16 protein-coding genes are annotated in these 19,542 nt (G+C 66.6%); 9 read left to right on the forward strand and 7 right to left on the reverse strand.

Going from position 1 to position 19,542, the window contains the following annotated elements:
* Positions 1-16: 16 nt before the first annotated feature.
* Positions 17-1,576: a putative bifunctional diguanylate cyclase/phosphodiesterase gene (locus AABQ55_RS17160; protein ID WP_288085057.1), complete on the reverse strand. Its 1,560-nt coding sequence runs from the start codon at positions 1,574-1,576 to the stop codon at positions 17-19.
* A gap of 236 nt (positions 1,577-1,812) precedes the next feature.
* Here AABQ55_RS17160 and AABQ55_RS17165 point away from each other — a divergent pair, with 236 nt between their 5' ends.
* The 4 genes from AABQ55_RS17165 (at position 1,813) to AABQ55_RS17180 (ending at position 5,897) form a co-directional block, all read left to right on the forward strand.
* Positions 1,813-2,481, forward strand: a complete 669-nt coding sequence (locus tag AABQ55_RS17165; RefSeq protein WP_272805868.1) for an outer membrane protein — start codon at positions 1,813-1,815, stop codon at positions 2,479-2,481.
* Positions 2,482-2,673: 192 nt separating this feature from the next.
* Positions 2,674-3,453, forward strand: coding sequence for a glycoside hydrolase family 25 protein (locus tag AABQ55_RS17170; RefSeq protein ID WP_272805869.1), 780 nt, complete (start codon positions 2,674-2,676; stop codon positions 3,451-3,453).
* A 169-nt stretch (positions 3,454-3,622) separates the two neighbouring features.
* On the forward strand, positions 3,623-4,819 hold the full coding sequence (locus AABQ55_RS17175) for a lytic murein transglycosylase (RefSeq protein ID WP_272805870.1): 1,197 nt from the start codon (positions 3,623-3,625) through the stop codon (positions 4,817-4,819).
* Between the two features lie 169 nt (positions 4,820-4,988).
* Positions 4,989-5,897, forward strand: a complete 909-nt coding sequence (locus AABQ55_RS17180; RefSeq protein WP_272807485.1) for a DMT family transporter — start codon at positions 4,989-4,991, stop codon at positions 5,895-5,897.
* Between the two features lie 499 nt (positions 5,898-6,396).
* On the opposite strand, the gene metF is transcribed toward AABQ55_RS17180, so the two are convergent.
* The 4 genes from metF to AABQ55_RS17200 all read right to left on the reverse strand — a co-directional run bounded on the left by metF (position 6,397) and on the right by AABQ55_RS17200 (position 11,051).
* A complete protein-coding gene (metF, locus tag AABQ55_RS17185) occupies positions 6,397-7,299 on the reverse strand; it encodes a methylenetetrahydrofolate reductase [NAD(P)H] (RefSeq protein ID WP_272805871.1) in 903 nt (300 codons plus the stop codon).
* A gap of 1 nt (position 7,300) precedes the next feature.
* Positions 7,301-8,308 (reverse strand): ArsR/SmtB family transcription factor, encoded by a 1,008-nt coding sequence (locus AABQ55_RS17190; protein ID WP_244766809.1) that lies wholly within the window; start codon positions 8,306-8,308, stop codon positions 7,301-7,303.
* A 148-nt stretch (positions 8,309-8,456) separates the two neighbouring features.
* Entirely contained in the window at positions 8,457-10,106 is a 1,650-nt protein-coding gene (ettA, locus tag AABQ55_RS17195) for an energy-dependent translational throttle protein EttA (RefSeq protein ID WP_244766810.1), read from the reverse strand.
* A 177-nt stretch (positions 10,107-10,283) separates the two neighbouring features.
* Positions 10,284-11,051 (reverse strand): ribonuclease, encoded by a 768-nt coding sequence (locus AABQ55_RS17200; RefSeq protein ID WP_272805872.1) that lies wholly within the window; start codon positions 11,049-11,051, stop codon positions 10,284-10,286.
* A gap of 189 nt (positions 11,052-11,240) precedes the next feature.
* Here AABQ55_RS17200 and AABQ55_RS17205 point away from each other — a divergent pair, with 189 nt between their 5' ends.
* The 4 genes from AABQ55_RS17205 (at position 11,241) to AABQ55_RS17220 (ending at position 16,158) form a co-directional block, all read left to right on the forward strand.
* Positions 11,241-12,200, forward strand: coding sequence for an alpha/beta fold hydrolase (locus AABQ55_RS17205; protein ID WP_272805873.1), 960 nt, complete (start codon positions 11,241-11,243; stop codon positions 12,198-12,200).
* Complete coding sequence (locus tag AABQ55_RS17210) at positions 12,197-13,144, forward strand: DMT family transporter (RefSeq protein ID WP_064330590.1); 948 nt, start codon at positions 12,197-12,199, stop codon at positions 13,142-13,144. The genes AABQ55_RS17205 and AABQ55_RS17210 overlap by 4 nt, the downstream gene beginning before the upstream one ends.
* 171 nt (positions 13,145-13,315) lie before the next feature.
* Positions 13,316-14,512 (forward strand): CaiB/BaiF CoA transferase family protein, encoded by a 1,197-nt coding sequence (locus AABQ55_RS17215; RefSeq protein WP_272805874.1) that lies wholly within the window; start codon positions 13,316-13,318, stop codon positions 14,510-14,512.
* Positions 14,509-16,158: a thiamine pyrophosphate-binding protein gene (locus AABQ55_RS17220; protein WP_272805875.1), complete on the forward strand. Its 1,650-nt coding sequence runs from the start codon at positions 14,509-14,511 to the stop codon at positions 16,156-16,158. The genes AABQ55_RS17215 and AABQ55_RS17220 overlap by 4 nt, the downstream gene beginning before the upstream one ends.
* Before the next feature lie 187 nt (positions 16,159-16,345).
* Here the strand turns inward: AABQ55_RS17220 and AABQ55_RS17225 are convergent, their stop codons facing one another.
* Positions 16,346-16,684: a TIGR01244 family sulfur transferase gene (locus AABQ55_RS17225; protein ID WP_064330593.1), complete on the reverse strand. Its 339-nt coding sequence runs from the start codon at positions 16,682-16,684 to the stop codon at positions 16,346-16,348.
* A gap of 158 nt (positions 16,685-16,842) precedes the next feature.
* Positions 16,843-17,697, reverse strand: coding sequence for a DUF4432 family protein (locus tag AABQ55_RS17230; RefSeq protein WP_272805876.1), 855 nt, complete (start codon positions 17,695-17,697; stop codon positions 16,843-16,845).
* 335 nt (positions 17,698-18,032) lie between these two features.
* On the opposite strand from AABQ55_RS17230, the gene AABQ55_RS17235 reads away from it, so the two are divergent.
* Positions 18,033-19,451 (forward strand): L,D-transpeptidase family protein, encoded by a 1,419-nt coding sequence (locus tag AABQ55_RS17235; protein WP_272805877.1) that lies wholly within the window; start codon positions 18,033-18,035, stop codon positions 19,449-19,451.
* Positions 19,452-19,542: the final 91 nt, after the last annotated feature.

Raw genomic sequence — 19,542 nt, forward strand, 5'->3', positions numbered from 1 at the left:
AAAAGGCTTTTCGCGGTCACGCCGAAAGCCGTTTGTCGGTTTGCGCCAGGAAGCGCATCACGTCCGGCCCGGCCACCGGCCCCGAGATCAGATAGCCCTGCGCCTCGGAGGCGCCGCGCTGGCGGATGAAGTCGAGCTGGCCCTCGGATTCGATGCCCTCCACCGTCGTCGTCACCTGGAACGTGCGGCCGAGTTTCAGGATGATATCGACGAGGTCTGCATCCCGCTTGCTCTCCATCATGGCCCGCGCGAAGGAGCGGTCGATCTTCAGCTGGTCGATCGGGAAGGCGCGCAGGTTGTTGATCGAGGAGAAGCCGATGCCGAAATCGTCGAGCGCAACGCGCACGCCATGGCTGCGCAGCTCCGAAAGGCTTTCCCGGATCACCGTCTCGTCGACCGAGAAGACGGATTCCGTCACCTCGATCGTCAGGCGTCCCGGGGCAAGCCCGGTCTCCATGAGGCATTGCTTGACATAGCCGACGAAGGCACGGTCCTTGAACTGGTCGCCGACGACATTGATGGCGACGCCCGCCGGTGCCGGCCAGGTCGCCGCCTCGCGGCAGGCCTCGCGCACCACCCAGTTGCCGAGCGGCAGGATGAGCCCGGTCTTTTCCGCCGCCGGAATGAACATGTCGGGCATGATCCGCCCCTTTTCGGGATGCCGCCAGCGCAGCAGCGCCTCGAAAGCGCGCACCGTGCGGCTCTCCACGCCGACGATCGGCTGGTATTCCAGGAAGAACTCGTCGGCACGGATCGCCCGGGCGAGGTCGTGCTCGATGGCGGACCGGGCCTGCACGTCCGCGGCCAGCGCCGCATCGAAGAAGCGGAAGCCGCTGCCGGGCATCGCCTTCGCCTCGTAGAGCGCGAGATCGGCGCGTTTCAGAAGCTCGGACATCGACGTGTCGCCCGCTTCCATGAAGGTCACGCCGATGCTGCAGCCGCTCGTGACCCGGTGGCGCTTCAATTCGAACGGCTCGGCGAAGAGGTCGCAGATCGTGCGGCAGACATCCTCGATCTTGCCCGCCGAGGGCCGTCCCGCGATCGTCACGACGAATTCGTCGCCGCCGAGCCGGTAGATGCCCGTCGTCGCGCAGAGCGCGCGCCGCAGCCGCCCGGCGATGGCGGCAAGCAGCGCGTCGCCCGCATCGTGGCCGAGGCTGTCGTTGACGAACTTGAAGCGGTCGAGGTCGAGCAGCAGCAGAGCCGGCCGGTCCGCCTCCTCGCTCTTCTCGACGACAGCCTGGATGTCGCGCTCGAGGCAGAACCGGTTGGCAAGCCCCGTCAGCCGGTCGTGATGGGCATCGTGCGTCAGCCGCTGCTCGGTCTGCCGGCGCTGGCTGAGCTCGGCGATGAGCAGCGCCTTCGAGCGGCCGATCTGGTAGAAGCCGACGCCGAAGAAGACGGGCATGAGCGCAAGCGCCGTGGCGGTGGGGGCGGAAAAGCCGAAGAGGCTCTCCTGCGCGGTATCCCGCAGGAGCTGGTCGGCGGCAAAGCAGAGGGTCGGAAGGAAGGCTCCGAAAATCGACCCCGTCAGCGCATAGCGCTGCTCGATCCTCGGCAACAAGGTTTTCAACATCATGTAACCCTAAACCGTTGTTATCATGACAACAGGGTGCGTCGGGCCAATGCCGGCCCCACGGATGTTTCTAGCGAACAAAGAATGACAGAGTGTTAAGGGAGCGTTGGCATCCGCCCCCCAAGATTCAAGGGGGTATTTTTCTTCGGAACCATCGCGCCCTTTCCGCGTTGGAGACCTTGTTGTCATTCGTGCGTGGGGCTTCGTGCGAGTATCCGAGTGGGAAGGACCATCAGATGAAATCCATGATTTTCGGTGCCGCCGGCATCCTCGTCAGCGCCGGTGCGCTCCCGGCCTTTGCGGCGGACATGACCATTGCCGAACCGCCGGCGGAAACGCCGATCGTCGAGACGGCGGCCGGCGTCTATGATTGGGGTGGCTTCTATGTCGGCGTGAACGCCGGCTATGCCTGGACGAATCTCAATTCCGGCGGCCCGGCCCCCGCCATAGACAGAAGCCTCGACGATTTCGCGCTCGGCGCCTATGCCGGCTACAACTTCTTCAACGACGGCTGGGTCTACGGTGTTGAAGCCGACATCAAGCACGACTTCAACAACGAGCGCTTCGCCTCGGGCGGCACGCGCTACGAGGCGGAGACGAACTGGGGCGGCTCGGTGCGCGCCCGCCTCGGCTACGCCTTCGACCGCACCCTGATCTACGGCACGGGCGGCTGGGCCTTTACCCGCGCGGAGCTTGAAAACAGCGACACCGGCGTGAAGGAGAAGGACACGGTCCATGGCTGGACGATCGGCGCGGGCGTCGAGCAGGCCTTCACCGACACGGTGGCGGGCCGCATCGAGTACCGCTACACGGACTACGGCAACTCCGACATCTTCGATGCCGCCGGCCGGCGGGGCGACCTCGATTCGCATTCGATCATGCTCGGCGTGAGCATGAAGTTCTGACGCAAGCGGTATCCAGCCGCCAAAACCCCTCCCCGTGCTGAACGGTGAGGGGCTTTCGCGCGCGGCTTAACGGCCTGCTAACCATAATTTTACGGAAACATGCGAGTGGTGTTCGATCCGTCTCGCGCGTCCGCCCTTTACGACCCGCCCCGTTCGAGGCAGGATTAGGAAACGCGCAACAACGGGACCCCCATGCGTCGGCTCATTCTGGCTCTGCTGCCCCTCGCCCTTCTTGCTTCGTCCTGTTCCACCACCGACTACGACCTCGTGTCGACCGCCTCCGTGCCGCCGCGCTTCGACGACAAGGACCCGCAGGATTTCGGCGCGCGCAATCCGCATCGCCACGAGGTTCACGGCATCGACGTTTCCAAATGGAACGGAGACATCGACTGGCCGGCGGTGAAGAAGAGCGGCGTCTCCTTCGCCTTCCTGAAGGCGACCGAGGGCACCGACCGTCTCGACAGCCGCTTTGCCGAATACTGGCGCGGCGCGCGCGCGGCCGGCGTCGCCCACGCGCCCTACCATTTCTACTATTTCTGCTCGACGGCGGACGCCCAGGCCGACTGGTTCATCGCCAACGTGCCGAAGGAGGCCGTTCAGCTTCCGCCGGTGCTGGACGCCGAATGGAACCCCGTCTCGCCGACCTGCAAGCTGCGCCCGCCTCCGGACGAGGTGCGCACCGCCCTGCAACGCTTCATGGACCGTATCGAAAAGCACTACGGCAAGCGCCCGATCATCTACACGACGGTCGATTTCCACCGCGACAACCTCGTTGGCCATTTCGAGGCCTATCCCTTCTGGCTGCGCTCGGTGGCGAACCATCCGGAGAACATCTATTCGGCGCGCAAGTGGGCGTTCTGGCAATATACTTCGACAGGCGTCGTGCCGGGCATTTCCGGCAATACGGACATCAACGTCTTCGCCGGCTCCGCGAAGAACTGGAACAGCTGGGTGAAGACGGTTTCCCGCTGACCGCACCGTGATTCCGTGATGACCTCGGCGCCTCGCGGCCGACGCGCGGCGCCATGAAGGCACAATCGCGTGAAAAGGGCGACGGCGCGCCGCGGCCGCCGTTTTCTTCTTGCTTCCGTCACATTCATCTGAGACAGCCGGGCCAGCAACGGACCAAGGAGCATTCGAGATGCGGCTAAACCTGAAGACGAAACTTGCAGCAGGCCTCGTGGCCCTTCTTCTCGCCGGCAGCGCGCACGCCCAATCGACGGCGGCCTGCGGCGGCGACTTCAATGCCTTCCTTCAGGGCGTGAAGGCCGAGGCGCTGGCACGCGGCGTTCCGGCCGATGTCGCCGACCGGGCGCTTGCCGGCGCCGCCATCGACCAGAAGGTGTTGTCGCGCGACCGCGCCCAGGGCGTCTTCCGCCAGACCTTCCTCGAATTCTCTAAGCGCACGGTCAGCCAGTCGCGCCTCGATATCGGCCGCAAGAAGCTGAAGGACCTCGCTCCGGTCTTCCAGCGCGCCGAGCAGGAATTCGGCGTGCCGGGACCGATCATCGCCGCCTTCTGGGCGATGGAAACCGATTTCGGCGCCGTGCAGGGCGATTTCAACACCCGCAACGCGCTGGTGACGCTCTCGCACGACTGCCGCCGGCCGGAGCTCTTCCGCCCGCAGCTTCTCGCCGCCATCGAGATGGTCGGCCATGGCGACCTCGACCCGAACGGCACCACGGGCGCCTGGGCCGGCGAGATCGGCCAGGTGCAGATGCTGCCGAAGGACATCATCGAATTCGGCGTCGACGGCGATGGCGACAACCACGTCAACGTCAAGCAGTCCTCGCCGGACGCGATCCTGACGGCCGCCAAGTTCATCCAGCACCTCGGCTTCGTGAAGGGCCAGCCCTGGATCCAGGAAGTCTCCGTGCCCGATGTGCTGCCCTTCGAGAAGACCGGCCTGCAGCCGGGCATGAAGGCGGCCGACTGGTTCGCCCTCGGCGTCAAGCCGCGCGACGGCGACACCTCCTTCGGCAACCTGGAAGCCTCGCTGGTGCTGCCGCAGGGCCGCAAGGGCCCGGCCTTCATCACCTACCCCAACTTCAAGATCTATCTCGAATGGAACCAGTCGTTCATCTACACGACGTCGGCGGCCTATTTCGCGACCCGCCTTGCCGGCGCCCCGCCCTATGAGCGCGGCACCCCGGAGGAAGGCCTTTCCGAGGATAGCATGAAGCAGCTGCAGACCAAGCTGCAGGGCCTCGGCCACGATGTCGGCAAGATCGACGGCATCCTCGGCTCCGGCACGCGCGCCGCGATCCAGAAGGAACAGCTGCGCCTCGGCCTGCCCGCCGACGGCTGGGCGACCCAGGCCCTGCTGTCCGCCCTGTGACGGAAATCGGGTGGCGCCGCGCAAGCGCGGTGCTATAGGCATGAAGAGACCCAGAGCGGCAGCCCGGTTTCGGCCGGGCTGCCGCTCTGTCTTTCTGCCCGTGCGCCAGGCCGGCAGACGGCAGCGTGCCAGGGAGAGAACAATGGAACAGCCGGTATCGGTATCAGCAATGCGCATGAGCGCACGTACCTGGGGCCTGCTTGCCCTGCTCGGCATGATCTGGGGCGGCTCCTTCTTCTTTGCCCGCGTCGCCGTCGCCCATGTTCCTCCGGCCACCCTCGTGCTCCTGCGCGTCGGCATCGCCGCGCTTGCGCTGCATGTCTATGTTGCCGGCCGGTTCGATATCTACGCGACGCTGCGCGCCCGCTGGCGCGCGTTCCTGCTGCTCGGCCTCATCAACAATGCCGTGCCGCACATGCTGATCTTCCTCGGCCAGACGCAGATCGGCGCCGGCCTTGCCTCCATCCTCAACGCGACGACGCCGATCTTCACCGTGCTCATCGCCAACCGGTTCACGCTGGACGAAAAGCTCTCCTCGCAAAAGATCGCCGGCTGCCTGATCGGCCTCGTCGGCACGGCGGTGCTGATCGGCCCGCGCGCGCTCGCGCCCTTCACCGGCGACAGCGGCCCGCCGCTCTGGTCCGTCGTCCTGCCCGTGCTTGCCGCCGCCTCCTATGGCCTTGCGGCAACCTACGGCAAACGCTTCCGCGACGTCGCGGCGCCTGTCACCGCCGCCGGCCAGCTCACCGCTTCGACGCTGCTGATGCTGCCCGTTTCCTTCGCCCTCGATACGCCCTGGCAGATCCCCCTGCCCCCGCTGCCGGCCATCCTCGCCGTCCTGGCGCTGGCGCTGGTCTCGACGGCCTACGGCTACATCCTGTTCTTCCGAATCATGGCGGCCGCCGGCGCGACCAATACCTCGCTCGTCACGCTGCTCGTGCCGCCGAGCGCTATCCTCGCCGGCATGCTCTTCCTCGGCGAAACCCTGACGCCGCTCGGCATGCTCGGCATGGCCCTGGTGCTCCTCGGCCTCGTGGTGCTCGACGGGCGCCTTTTCGCCCGTTTCCGCACCGCCTGAAAAATGCGGGAACAAAGCGCATTCCCGGCCGTTTCATGGCAATCCGCCGGAATGGCCGCCCGACTTGCGCCACATTGGTAAATGCACAATGTCGGCATTCGTCATCTGGTAGGGATTGTGAATTTTTTGTGGCGGCCACGATAGAGGAGAAAATTCAGCAGGTTAGCATTGTGAATAAGGGCCCGGCGAATGCCGGATGTTGCAACGCAGCAACAAAACGCCTTTCCAATACGCTTTTTTAGGTCGTAATATCGATCCGCAAACGCAAGGAGGTAGCCATGGGACTCACACATTCCTTGAATGTTCTGATGATCAGTGCAGCGTTCCTCTTCATCGCAACGATGATCTTCATCTGAGGCGATCAAAGCGCAGTCCGGGAGGCCAGGGACGAAAAAACCAAAAAGACCCTGCCGAAACGAATTCAAGAAGGATGCATGGCCCGGAGACGGCGCCATGCATTTTCATTTCGGCGATCGGTTCTGTCGGGCGGGACCGGCGGTCAGGCCGCCGCCCCGGCCGCATGGCGCGCGTTCCGGGCAAAGCCGGCGCGGTCGCAGACCGCCGAGACGAGCGTGGCGCGGTTCATCGTATAGAAATGGAATTCGCCGACACCCCGGGCGATGAGGTTCTCCACCTGGCGGGCGGCGAGGTCGATCGCCACGGCCGCGCGCTCCTGCGGCCGGTCGTCGATGGGCGCCAGCCGGTCGGCCAGCCAGCCCGGCACGGATGCCCCGCAGAGGCCGGCGAATTTCTGCACCTGGGCGAGGTTGTGCACCGGCAGGATGCCCGGCACGACCGGGATCGCGATGCCGGCCTTGCGCACGCGCTCCAGGTAGCGCTCGAAATCGTCGTTCTCGAAGAAGAACTGGGTGAGCGCGCGCGTCGCGCCAGCATCCACCTTGCGCTTGAGCATGTCGATGTCGGCGGCAACATCCGGGCTCTGCGGATGCTTTTCCGGATAGGCCGACACGGAGATCTCGAAATCGGCGAGGCCGCGCAGGCCGGCGGTCAGCTCCGCCGCATTGGCATAGCCGCCGGGATGCGGCTGGTAGGGCGTGCCGACGCCGCCCGGCGGGTCGCCGCGCAGCGCCACGAAATGCCTGACGCCGACCGCCTGGAACTCGGCGACGACGGCGTGCACCTCCTCCTTCGTCGCGCCCACGCAGGTCAGGTGCGAGGCCGCCGGCAGGCCCATCGAGAGGAGATGGCGGACGGTGGCGAGCGTCGGGGCCTTGGTGGAGCCGCCGGCGCCGTAGGTCACCGACATGAAACCCGGCTCATAGGCCGAAAGCGCGGCGGCCGTCTCCCACAGCTGTCCTTCGGCCTCCGCCGATTTCGGCGGGAAGAATTCGAAAGACAGGCGGATGTCCTTGCGGGCTGGGCTGGCGGTCGCCGGTTTCATGTCAACTCCTCCTGCGGATGGCAATGGTGTCGGCCGCCCGTTCGCGCTGGTCGCGGGCAAGCCAGATGGTGACGGTCAGCGCATCGGCGGCCGAATGCGCGGGCTTGAGGTCGACGATCTCCTCGACGGCAAGCCCTGCCTTCTCCAGCCATTCGGCGAGCGTCTGGTGCGAGAAGCCGAGGCGGATATGGGCATGCTCGTCGCGCAGATGTTCGAGCGCGTGCGGGGCAAGGTCGATGATGGCAAGGCGCCCGCCGGGGGCGAGCATGCGCGCGGCCTCCGCCACCGCGGCCTCCGGCTCGTCCAGGAAGTGCAGCACCTGATGGATCGTCACGACGTCGAACTCGTCACGCTCCAGCGGCAGGTTGAAGATATCGCCGTGGCGGATCGACGCCTTGGTGACGCCGGCCCGGTCGAGATTGGCGCGCGCGACCGCCAGCATGTCGCGGCTGGCATCGACGCCGACGCCGCGCCTGTAGAGCCCTTCGAACAGCTGCAGGATGCGCCCCGTGCCCGTGCCGAGGTCGAGGAAGGCGTCCACCGGCTCCGCGCCGATCATCGCGGCGAGCTTCGCCTCCACCTCCGCCTCGCTGACATGCAGCCGGCGCACCGCGTCCCATTCCGCGGCGTTGCGGCTGAAATAGGCCTGCGCCTTGTCGGCGCGGATCTTCTTCAGCACCCGCAGCCGCTCGTCATCACGCGCGAAAACCGCATCCGCCGGGTCGGCGGCCTCGAGGAGCTGGCGGACGAGCGCCACGGCCGATCCGCCCTGGCTCAGCCGGAAGAAGGCCCAGGCGCCCTCCTGGTAGCGATCGACCAGCGCGGCCTCGGCGAGCAGCTTCAGGTGGCGCGAGATGCGCGGCTGGGACTGGCCGAGGATATCGGTCAGGTCGGTCACGGTCAGGTCACCATGCGAAAGCAGCGCGAGAAGGCGAAGGCGCGTCGGCTCGCCCGCCGCCTTCAGGATCTCCACGATGTCGTCCAGTCCGAGTTTCTGCGTGTCGCCCATGGCTTATCCAATCAAGACATAAAGATATGTTTATGTGATTAACCCGTGTCGCGCAAGGGCAAATCCGTGTCGCCGATCTTCCCACCGATACGCCCAAAGAAAAACCCCGGCGAACCGGGGTTTCTCAAAGGGCGGGACGCAGCGCCGATCAGCGCGTCAGGCGCTTGTAGGTCACCCGCTTCGGGTTGACGGCATCCGCGCCGAGGCGGCGGATCTTGTCCTTCTCGTAGTCCTCGAAGTTGCCCTCGAACCATTCGACGTGGCTGTCGCCCTCGAAGGCGAGGATGTGGGTCGCCAGGCGGTCAAGGAACATGCGGTCGTGCGAGATGATGACGGCGCAGCCGGCGAAGTTTTCCAGCGCGTCTTCCAGCGCCCCCAGCGTTTCGGTGTCGAGGTCGTTGGTCGGTTCGTCGAGCAGGATGACATTGCCGCCGGCCTTCAGCATCTTGGCGAGGTGCACGCGGTTGCGCTGGCCGCCCGAGAGCGTGCCGACCTTCTGCTGCTGGTCGCCGCCCTTGAAGTTGAAGGCGCCGCAATAGGCGCGGCTGTTCATCTCGTGCTTGCCGAGCTTGATGATGTCGTTGCCGCCGGAGATCTCCTCCCAGACGGTCTTGTCGCCGGCGAGCGCATCGCGGCTCTGGTCGACATAACCGAGATCGACCGTCTCGCCGACGGTGATCGAGCCCGAATCCGGCTGCTCCTGGCCGGTGATCATGCGGAAGAGCGTCGTCTTGCCGGCGCCGTTCGGGCCGATGACGCCGACGATGCCGCCGGGCGGCAGCTTGAACGTCAGGTTCTCGATCAGCACGCGGTCGCCGTAGGACTTGGTGAGGTTCTCCGCCTCGATGACCACGTTGCCGAGGCGTTCGCCGACCGGGATGACGATCTGCGCGTCGCCGGGGCGGCGCTCGGCCGCGGCCTGCACCAGTTCGTCATAGGCGCGGATACGGGCCTTGGACTTGGCCTGGCGGGCCTTCGGCGAGGAGGCGATCCATTCCTGCTCGCGGGCGAGCGCCTTCTGGCGGGTCGCCTCTTCGCGGCCTTCCTGCTGCATGCGCTTGGCCTTGGCCTGCAGGTAGGCGGAATAGTTGCCCTCGTAGGGGATGCCGCGGCCGCGGTCGAGCTCGAGGATCCAGCCGGTGACATTGTCGAGGAAGTAGCGATCGTGCGTGATCATCAGCACGGAGCCCGGATATTCGCGCAGGTGCTTTTCGAGCCAAGCGATCGTCTCGGCGTCGAGGTGGTTGGTCGGTTCGTCGAGCAGCAGCAGGTCCGGCTGGGCGAGCAGCAGCTTGCAGAGCGCGACGCGGCGCTTTTCACCGCCCGAGAGATTGTCGACCGAGGCGTCGCCCGGCGGGCAGCGCAGCGCGTCCATCGCCATCTCGACCTGGCTTTCGAGGTCCCAGAGGTTCTGGCTGTCGATGATGTCCTGGAGCTTCGCGCCCTCTTCCGCCGTCTCGTCGGAATAGTTCATCATCAGTTCGTTGTAGCGGTCGAGGATCGCCTTCTTGGGGGCGACGCCCTCCATGACGTTCTCGAGCACGGTCTTGGACGCATCGAGCTGCGGCTCCTGCGGCAGGTAGCCGAGGGTCGCGCCGTCGGCAAGCCAGGCCTCGCCGGTGAACTCCTTGTCGAGGCCGGCCATGATGCGCAGCACGGTCGACTTGCCGGCGCCGTTCGGGCCGAGGATGCCGATCTTTGCGTCCGGATAGAACGACAGATGGATGTTCTCGAGGATCTTCTTGTTGCCATAGGCCTTGTTGAGCCCCGACATGTGGTAGATGAACTGACGTGCCATGAAAACGCGCTCCGGATCGGACAAATTTGCCCGCTATGTAGGCGAATTCTCCGCCCGCGGCAATCTGAGAAAGCCGCATCGCGCCCCGGGGCGGAAACACCGCCCCGCATCGCCGTGACACCCTCCGCGGCAGCACCGCAGTCCAGATCGGCGCAGCAGCCCGCCCGTCCGCCACTCCTACCCCGCCTGCCCCGCGCCCGTCGTCCCCTCGGTGCAGCGGGACTTCGTCGGCGAGGCGGCGGCGATGCGGTCCGCGAGCGTCGGCGCGTCGCCGGCAAGGCCGATGGTGAGGCCGGTCACGACGGGCCCGCCGTCCGTCTTGCGGCAGATGAGGCGCACCCGCTCGCCGGCCCCCGCCCCGAAGGCCGCGTCGAAGGCGGCGCGGACTTCGGCAAGGGTGATCGCCGCCCCCGCCTTCTGCGTGAAGAGCGCGCGCACCGGCGAGGCGTTGAGCGCGTCGAGCAGGTCGAGCGAGCGGCTGTAGTAGTCCTCCGGCGAGGCGGCGACGCAGCTGCCGCTGCGCAGCCATTGCTGGCGGTCGAGGCCGAGGCGCGCGGCGGGCATCGCGGCCATCAGGCGCGCCTTCGTGCCGGAAGCGAGCACGAGATCCGGCAGCTCCGTCCACTTGCCCTTGCGCGCCTGCTGCTTGAGGCCCGCCTCGACGCCGCAATAGCTCTTGCGCAGCTGGAAGCGGCTGAGCAGCGAGAACTGCCTTGCGGCCGGCGCGTCCACGGAGAAATCCGCGCAGCCGCGGCTTTTCGGCCGGGCGGCGCAGTAGCCCGCCTGCCAGCTGACGGATAGGACCTCGCGCGCGCCGCCGCCTGCCGGCGCCGTCTGCGCGGCGGCGGGACGGAAACCGGCAGCCAGCGCGAGACACGCGAGAAGCAACGGCAGGACGGCAAGGAAAAGGACGGCTTTGAAAATCAGTGCGGCATTGGTCGTCATGACCGGCTCCCCCAACGAGAACAAAACAAGATCATTTACAACCAAAGATCCGGAAAATGCAACCATGAATCGGAAAAAACGCGACATGCGGGAGAAAATCGAAAAATACACGCCGCATCCCATTGTCTTTCAACGGCAAATCGCGTTGACCTTGCCAGAACGGGAGGGCCGAAACGGGAGGATGGACCGGTGTTTTCGCAGGTTTCGACGCTGCAAAGCCCGAGCGGGGCGAGCCTTGCGCTGCGGCACGAGGCTGCCCGGGGCATTCCCCGCGGCATCCTGCTGATCAGCCACGGCCTTGCCGAGCACAGCGCGCGATATGCGGCGTTCGCCGCGCGCCTGGCGGCGGAGGGGTTCCATGTCTATGCCCACGACCATCGCGGCCACGGCTTCACCAGCGCGCCGGATGCCCCGCGCGGCCAGTTCGCGCCGAAGGGCGGCATCGCCCGGGTGATCGCGGACATGCGCGCCGTGCGCGACCATGCGGCGGCACGGCATCCCGGCCTTCCGGTCGTGCTCTTCGGCCACTCGATGGGCGGGCTCATGGCGCTCGCCTTCGCCGAGGCACACCCCGGCGATATCGACGCGCTCGCCGTGTGGAATTCCAATCTCGAACCCGGGCTTGCCGGGCGCGTGGCGCAGGCCGTGCTGGCGGCAGAACGCATGCTGAAGGGATCGGACGTGCCGAGCAGCGTGCTGCCGCGCCTGACCTTCGGGGCCTGGGGCCGCTCCATCGCGAACCGCCGCACGGATTTCGACTGGCTGTCGCACGACCCGGCCGAGGTGGACGCCTATATCGCCGATCCCCACTGCGGCTTCGACGTCAATGTCGCCATGTGGATCGACATCTTCGCCGTCACCTTCGCCAATGCCTCGGCACAAGGGCTTGCGCGCCTGCCGAGGCGGCTGCCGATCCATCTCGTCGGCGGCGCGGAGGACCCGGCGACGGATTTCGGCCGCGCCGTGCACGCCTTTGCCGGGCGACTGAAAAAATCGCGGCTTGAGGACGTCACGACAACCGTCTATCGCGGCATGCGTCACGAAACGCTCAAGGAGAGCCGGCCGCTCCGCGATCCCGCCGTCGACGCCTTTGCCGGCTGGTGCCGGCGGGTGGCCGACGCATGGACCCGCGCCCCGGAACACGCATGACCACATCCGCCACCATCGCCCCGCTGCGCAACGAGGTCGGCCTCGGGCTCCTGCTCATGGTGCTCTCGGTGCTCATCTCGCCGATCATCGATATCTTCGCCAAGCTCGCGGTCACGTCGGTCCCCGCGACCGAGATCACCTTCGTGCGCCTGCTCTTCCAGATGACCGTGCTGGGGCCGATCTGTCTCCTGCGCGGCACGCTTTTGGACGTGACCTTCCGGAAGATGGGCCTGCATGCCGCCCGCGGCCTGCTGATGGCCATCACCATGATCACCTTCGTCACGCCGCTCGCCGTCATGGAAGTGGCCGATGCCATCGCCATCTTCTTCGTCGAGCCGATCATCCTGACCATCCTCGGCTCGATCTTCCTGAAGGAGACCATCGGCTGGCGGCGCTACACGGCCTGCGGCGTCGGTTTCCTCGGCTCGCTGCTGGTCATCCAGCCGAGCCTGCAGGAGGTCGGCCCGATCGCGCTGCTGCCGGTCGTGGCGGCCTTCTCGCTCGCGCTGTTCTTCCTCCTCACCCGGCTCGTCGCCCAGAAGGAGGATCCCTGGTCCATGCAGTTCTATGCCGGCCTCTGGGGCGCGCTGTTCTCCGGCCTGCTGCTTCTTGCCGGCGGCAGGCTCGGCATCGCCATGCTGACGCCCGTCGTGCCGGACATGGCGAACACGCTCTACATCGCCGGCGCCGCCGTCGCCGCCACCATTGCCGGCGTGCTCGGCGTCTATGCCTATCGCTCGGCGCCCGCCTCCACGCTCGCCCCGCTGCAATATCTGGAGATCGTCTCGGCGACGATCCTCGGCTGGTTCGTGTTCGGCCATCTGCCGGATGCCGTGAAATGGCTCGGCATCGCCATCATCATCGCCTCCGGCCTCTATGTCATCTGGCGCGAACGCAAGCTCAACAAGACGGCGACGATACCGCCCGTCTCCACGCCGATCTGACGTCGCCCGGCCGCGCAAAACGGCGCGGCAGGCATCATGTCAGTCTGAGCCGTCATGATCTCCCCGCGGGCGCCGGCTATCGTGCCCGGCAGCTTTTTGTTATCCAAAGGGAAACGGGCGAAAGGCCCGGCGTCCGGCCGCGTTCCGGCACCGCCGGGAAGGGAGTGCACGATGGAGAAGTCGAACCTGCCGCTATCCGGCATAAGGGTCATCGAGCTGGCGCGGGTCCTCGCCGGGCCCTGGGCCGGGCAGATGCTGGCCGACATGGGCGCCGACGTCATCAAGATCGAGAACCCCGACGGCGGCGACGACACGCGTGCCTGGGGCCCGCCCTTCGTGACCGGCAAGGACGGCGAGAACCTCTCGGCCGCCTATTACCACTCCACCAACCGCGGCAAGCGCTCGATTACCGTCGACCTCAAGACCGAGGAAGGCCGCGCCGTCGTCCACCGCCTCATCGCGACGGCCGACGTGGTCATCGAGAACTTCAAGGTCGGCGGCCTCGTCAAGTACGGGCTCGATTACCAGAGCCTCGCCAAGGCGCACCCGAAACTCGTCTACTGCTCGATCACCGGCTTCGGCCAGGACGGCCCCTATGCCGCCCGCGCCGGCTACGACTACATCGTGCAGGGCATGTCCGGCTTCATGTCGGTGACCGGCGCGCCGGACGGCGAGCCGATGAAGGCGGGCGTCGCCATCGCCGATATCTTCACCGGCATCTATGCCGTCGCCGCCATCCAGGGCGCGCTCATCCATGTCATGAAGACCGGCCGGGGCCAGCATGTCGACATGGCGCTGCTCGACGTGCAGTCGGCCGTCATGGCGAACCAGAACATGAACTTCCTTGCCTCCGGCAATGCGCCGACGCGGCTCGGCAACGCGCATCCGAACATCTCGCCCTACGAGGTGGTGCCGACGTCCGACGGGCACATCATCCTCGCCGTCGGCAATGACGGGCAGTTCCGCAAGCTCTGCGGCATCCTGAAGCTCGAGGGCGGCGCCGACGACGAGCGCTTTGCCACCAACCGGGCGCGCGTCGCCCATCGCGGCGAGGTGCGCCGCCTCGTCACCGGGGCGACGGCCGGTGTCAGCAAAGCCGAGCTTCTCGCCGCCTGCGAGCGCGAGGGCGTGCCGGCCGGGCCGATCAATTCCATCGCCGAGACCTTCGCGGATCCGCAGGTGAAGGCGCGGGGCCTGCGCATCGACCTGCCGGATGCCGACGGCAACCGCATTCCCGGCGTGCGCACGCCGATCGTCTATTCGGGCACGCCCCTTGTCTATGACCGGCCGAGCCCGCGGCTTGGCGAACATACCGACGCCGTGATGGCGGAACTCGATATCCTCGAAGCAGGAAAGAAAAGCGCATGAAGACCGGTGGCCAGTTGATCGTCGATGCTCTCGTTACCAATGGCGTCAGGCGCGTCGCCTGCGTGCCGGGCGAAAGCTACCTCGCCGTGCTCGATGCGCTGCACGACACCGATATCGACGTGCTCGTCTGCCGCCAGGAAGGCGGCGCGGCGATGATGGCGGATTGCTGGGGCCGGCTGACGGGCGAGCCCGGCATCTGCATGGTCACGCGCGGGCCCGGCGCCACCAATGCCTCGGCGGGCCTGCACATCGCGCGGCAGGATTCAATCCCGATGATCCTCTTCATCGGCCAGGTGCAGCGCGATGCGCGCGAGCGCGAGGCCTTCCAGGAGGTGGAATACCGCCGCGCCTTCACCGAGGTCGCCAAATGGGTGGCGGAAATCGACGACGCCCGCCGCATTCCCGAATTCGTCACCCGCGCCTTTGCCGTCGCCACCTCCGGCCGTCCGGGCCCGGTGGTGCTGGCGCTGCCCGAGGACATGCTGACGGACACGGTCGAGACGGTCGAGGCGAAGGCCTATGCGCCGGTCGAGGCCCATCCCGGCCGCAGGCAGGTGGAGGAACTGGCAGGCCGTCTTGAAGCCGCCGAGCGCCCGCTCGTCATCCTCGGCGGCACGCGCTGGTCGGAGGAGAGCGTCGCCGGCTTCACGGCCTTCGCGGAGCGCTGGTCGCTGCCGGTCGCCTGTTCCTTCCGCCGCCAGATGCTGTTCGATCACCGGCACCCGAACTATGCCGGCGACAGCGGCATCGGCGTCAACCCGGCGCTCGGCAGGGAGATCCGCGAGGCGGACCTCGTCATCCTGCTCGGCGGGCGCTATTCGGAAATGCCGTCCTCGACCTACAGCCTGCTCAAGGTGCCCTACCCGCAGCAGACGCTGGTGCATGTCTATCCGGATCCGTCCGAGCTCGGCCGCGTCTACCGGCCTGACCTTGCGATCTGCGCCGCGCCGGAGGATTTCGTCGCCGCGCTCGACGGCCTCGCGCCGAAGGCCGCCCCGCACTGGGCCGCGCGCACCGCCGCCATGCACGAATCCTACCTGAAATGGTCGACCCCGCCGGAAACCGGCCCGGGCGGCGTGCAGATGGGCCCGATCATGGCTTGGCTGGAGGAAAACACGCCGGAGGACACGATCTTCACCAACGGCGCCGGCAACTATGCCACCTGGGTGCATCGCTTCCACCGCTTCCGCCGCTTCGCCACGCAGGCCGCCCCCACCTCCGGCTCGATGGGCTATGGCCTGCCGGCCGCGGTTGCCGCCAAGCAGCTCTTCCCGGAGCGTGAGGTCATCTGCTTTGCCGGCGACGGCTGCTTCATGATGCACGGCCAGGAATTCGCCACCGCCGTGCGCTACAATCTTCCGATCATCACCGTCGTCGTCAACAATGGCATCTACGGCACGATCCGCATGCACCAGGAGCGGGAATATCCCGGCCGCGTCAGCGCCACGGACCTCACCAACCCGGATTTCGCCGCGCTCGCCCGCGCCTATGGCGGCCATGGCGAGACGGTGGAGGAGACGGAGGACTTCGCGCCCGCCTTCCTGCGCGCCCGCTCGAGCGGCAAGCCGGCGATCATCGAGGTGAAGCTCGACCCGGAAGCGATCACGCCGACGCGCACGCTCTCGGATATCCGCAGCGGGACGTGATGTTTTTAAGGGCGTGAAAGCCCCTCATCCCGCTGCCGCGACCTTCTCCCCGCAAGCGGGGAGAAGGCGGATGGGGCGATGCCTCGCCTTCCAAAATATCGTCGATGCTTTGGGAAACCGTTGCGGCATTCCCCTTCGTCCCGCTTGCGGGGAGAAGGTGCCGGCAGGCGGATGAGGGGCCAGGCCCTCAGCCGCGGATATGCTGCGTCTGCTCGTAGATCTTCGTCGAGCGCATGCCGGAGCGGCAATAGCCGAGCATCGGACGCGGCAGTTCGTCGAGCGCGTCGACCATGCCGTGCACGGCCTCGGCCGTCACGCCCATCGGGCCGACCGGCACATGGGCGACCTCGATGCCGAGTTCCTTCGCGCGCGCCGCGATGACGGAGAATTCCGGCTGGTCGGGCTGCTCGTGGTCCGGGCGGTGGCAGACGATGGATTTGAACCCCAGGGCGGCGATGGCGTCGAGATCCTCGACGGCGATCTGGCCGGAGACGGAATATTCGTCGTTGATCTCGCGGATATCCATGGGCGGTTCCTTCTAGAAAACAGGGGTGCTCACCGTTTAAGCCCGCGCCGCGGGAGCGTCAATCACGCAAAATCTATAGCAATTCCCGAAAAGGCGCGAAGCGTGCCGCCCCCGGAACGCGCGAACGCCCCTCTCCGCTCGAAAAGCGCACAAATATCCTAGCGGACCTCGAAGGCAAGGCCGTAGCCGACGCTTTCGCCGGGCGCGAAATCGGCGGCCTCGCCGGCGGCGATCAGCTCGGCGCGCGGCACGAGTCGGTGCGAGACGGGCTCGATGCCGAGCACCGCCGAGCCCGGCGACAGGTTCCGCCAGACCTGGAGATGCGGCAGCGTATCCGTGCGGAAGCGGATATGGACGCTGCGACCGCCAAGCGCCGCGATCGGGCCGATGGCGATCTCTGCCCAGCCGTGCGTCGCCGTTTCGGCCGCCGGCACGCAGAAGATCTCGCGGTCGCCCTCGCCGAAGCGCCACGGCAGGCTGCCGCCGGGCAGCATCGCCCCGGTCAGCCGCGTATCCGCATCGAAGAGGCCGGTGCCGAAATTGATGTGATACATGCCGAAGGGCGGCCAGGACGTGTCGCCCGTATTGGTGACGCGGTCGTCGAGCGTGATGTGGCCGGTGCGCCGGTCGGCCCGCCAGCGGCGCGCGAGATCGGCCTTGCCGCCATGGGCGAGCGAAACGGCGACGCGCCCCTCGCAGACCACCTCCCCCTCGTCCTCCTCGATCAGCACGTCCCGTGCCGGCGAGGAGGAGAACGAGCCGTGCAGCGGATAGAGCCGCCCGTCGGCCGCGCCCTCGACCGGCACCGGATGGCGGATGTGATCCGGACCGCAGGTGAACAGGAAGCCGGGCAGCGCCTTGTCGATGCGCGGATCGCCGTCCGACGGCACGGCCGCCCCCGGCGCGAGATCGACGCCATGGAAGACGGCGCCGGCGACATCGAGCACCGATTGCGGCGTCAGGTCGAGGCGGAAGGGCTGGTCGGGCGTTTGGGCGGTAAGGGCAAAGGTCATCCGGGACTCCGGCAAGGGGCAATCGAACGGCGGCATGCTAGAGCAATTCCCGCAGAAGTGCGACGCGGTTTTGCGTCCGGAACCGCAGAAAAACAAAAGGATAGCGTGTTTTTTGCAAACCGGCGGAAAACGGGAAACGCTCCACGGCAGGGCGGCGGAACATTACGCCTGGCAAGGCTCGTCTCTCATCGTTCCAAGGGAACCATCACGGCCGGTCACAAGTTTTTGCAATACGCGTTGACCTTACGTTCACCATCGATTCAGTTTTTTCATATTAAGGTCTGAATTGAAGTGTTCCGTCCGCGCGATATGTGCAAGCAGGCAGGTCAAGAGCCGTGAATTCTATTTTTAAAACAAGCCTTTCGCTCCTTGCAGCGGCTTCCGTCCTGGGAATCGCCGCCCTGCCGGCACATGCCCAGCAGCGTTTCTCCGCGCGCGACACGGTCCTGGTCTCGCCGGAAGGCGATATCCTCGACTATGTTCCGGACGACGGCAGCGTGCGCGCGATGCGCGACAACCGCGGCCGCACCGTCTATGTCGACGGCTGGGGCAACATCGTCGCCACCGCCATGCAGGCCGACCGCTACTTCGCCCGCGGCGACGATTATCGCCCGCGCCGTGACCGCTACCGCGAGATGCGCGGCTATCCGGAAGCGAACCCCGACTATTTCCCGCCGGCGCCCGAGGCCGACTATGGCGATGAACTGACGACGAGTTCCGTACCGGAAATGCGCGAAGGCCTGCCGGGCAGCATCGAGCGCCAGCCCCTGCCGGATGCCGATTTCGGCGGCTCGCAGGCCCTGCCCGATTTCTCCGACGACAGTGCGGCCCTGCCGGAAACCGGCACCGATCCCGATGCGGAGTTCGTGCCCGGCCCGAAATTCCACCCGGCGATCGCGATCGGCAAGGTGTCGTCCGCCGAGATCACCGCGCTTCAGGTCTTCCTCGACCGCGAGGGCTTTTCGCCGGGCGTGATCGACGGCAAGAAGGGCTCGAACGTCACCAAGGCGATCGAGGCCTGGCAGCAGGCGACGGGCGAGACGCTCGACCCGAACAATGCCGACGACATCCTGGAGCGGCTGCGCCTGTCCGGCGGCCTTGCCTTCACCACCTACGAGATCACCGCCGCCGACGCGGCAGGTCCCTATGTCGCCGCCATCCCCGACGACTATGCCCAGAAGGCGGCGCTGCCGCATCTCTCCTTCACCTCGACCACCGAGATGCTGGCCGAGAAGTTCCACATGGACGAGGCCTATCTGAAGGAGATCAATCCGGGCGTCGACTTCACCATTCCCGGCACGATCATCAAGGTCGTCGACACGGGCGAGAGGAAGACCGGCAAGGTCGCCAAGATCCTCGCCGACAAGGGCCGCAAGCAGGTGCTCGCCTATGACGAGAACGGCACGCTGATCGCCGCCTATCCGGCCAGCATCGGTTCGGCCGACACGCCCTCGCCGTCCGGCACGGTGACGGTCGAGCGCATCGCGCTCAATCCGGGCTACACTTATAATCCGAAGATCAACTTCCAGCAGGGCAACAACAACAAGGTGCTGACCCTGCAGCCCGGCCCGAACGGCCCGGTCGGCACGGTCTGGATCGCGCTGTCGAAGCCGACCTACGGCATCCACGGCACGCCGGAACCCTCGAAGATCGGCAAGACCCAGAGCCACGGCTGCATTCGCCTGACCAACTGGGACGCGACGGAGCTCGCCAAGATGACCAGCGCCGGCGTGACGGTCGAATTCGTCGACTGACGATCGGGGGTAGCCCCTCATCCGGCTGCCGCCACCTTCTCCCCGCAAGCGGGGAGAAGGGATATGCCGCGCCGGCTTCCTCGCTCAATGA

Origin of the sequence: Shinella sp. WSD5-1, assembly GCF_963942435.1 — a bacterium.
Lineage (GTDB): Bacteria > Pseudomonadota > Alphaproteobacteria > Rhizobiales > Rhizobiaceae > Shinella > Shinella yambaruensis.

Bases quoted from the DNA above. Each gene is read 5' to 3' on its own strand.
- AABQ55_RS17220 (WP_272805875.1), top strand. From the start codon at position 14,509: ATGAAGACCGGTGGCCAGTTGATCGTCGATGCTCTCGTTACCAATGGC.
- AABQ55_RS17230 (WP_272805876.1), bottom strand. From the start codon at position 17,697: ATGACCTTTGCCCTTACCGCCCAAACGCCCGACCAGCCCTTCCGCCTC.
- AABQ55_RS17200 (WP_272805872.1), bottom strand. From the start codon at position 11,051: ATGACGACCAATGCCGCACTGATTTTCAAAGCCGTCCTTTTCCTTGCC.
- metF (WP_272805871.1), bottom strand. From the start codon at position 7,299: ATGAAACCGGCGACCGCCAGCCCAGCCCGCAAGGACATCCGCCTGTCT.
- AABQ55_RS17225 (WP_064330593.1), bottom strand. From the start codon at position 16,684: ATGGATATCCGCGAGATCAACGACGAATATTCCGTCTCCGGCCAGATC.
- ettA (WP_244766810.1), bottom strand. From the start codon at position 10,106: ATGGCACGTCAGTTCATCTACCACATGTCGGGGCTCAACAAGGCCTAT.
- AABQ55_RS17180 (WP_272807485.1), top strand. From the start codon at position 4,989: ATGCGCATGAGCGCACGTACCTGGGGCCTGCTTGCCCTGCTCGGCATG.
- AABQ55_RS17215 (WP_272805874.1), top strand. From the start codon at position 13,316: ATGGAGAAGTCGAACCTGCCGCTATCCGGCATAAGGGTCATCGAGCTG.
- AABQ55_RS17165 (WP_272805868.1), top strand. From the start codon at position 1,813: ATGAAATCCATGATTTTCGGTGCCGCCGGCATCCTCGTCAGCGCCGGT.
- AABQ55_RS17210 (WP_064330590.1), top strand. From the start codon at position 12,197: ATGACCACATCCGCCACCATCGCCCCGCTGCGCAACGAGGTCGGCCTC.
- AABQ55_RS17190 (WP_244766809.1), bottom strand. From the start codon at position 8,308: ATGGGCGACACGCAGAAACTCGGACTGGACGACATCGTGGAGATCCTG.
- AABQ55_RS17170 (WP_272805869.1), top strand. From the start codon at position 2,674: ATGCGTCGGCTCATTCTGGCTCTGCTGCCCCTCGCCCTTCTTGCTTCG.
- AABQ55_RS17160 (WP_288085057.1), bottom strand. From the start codon at position 1,576: ATGTTGAAAACCTTGTTGCCGAGGATCGAGCAGCGCTATGCGCTGACG.
- AABQ55_RS17175 (WP_272805870.1), top strand. From the start codon at position 3,623: ATGCGGCTAAACCTGAAGACGAAACTTGCAGCAGGCCTCGTGGCCCTT.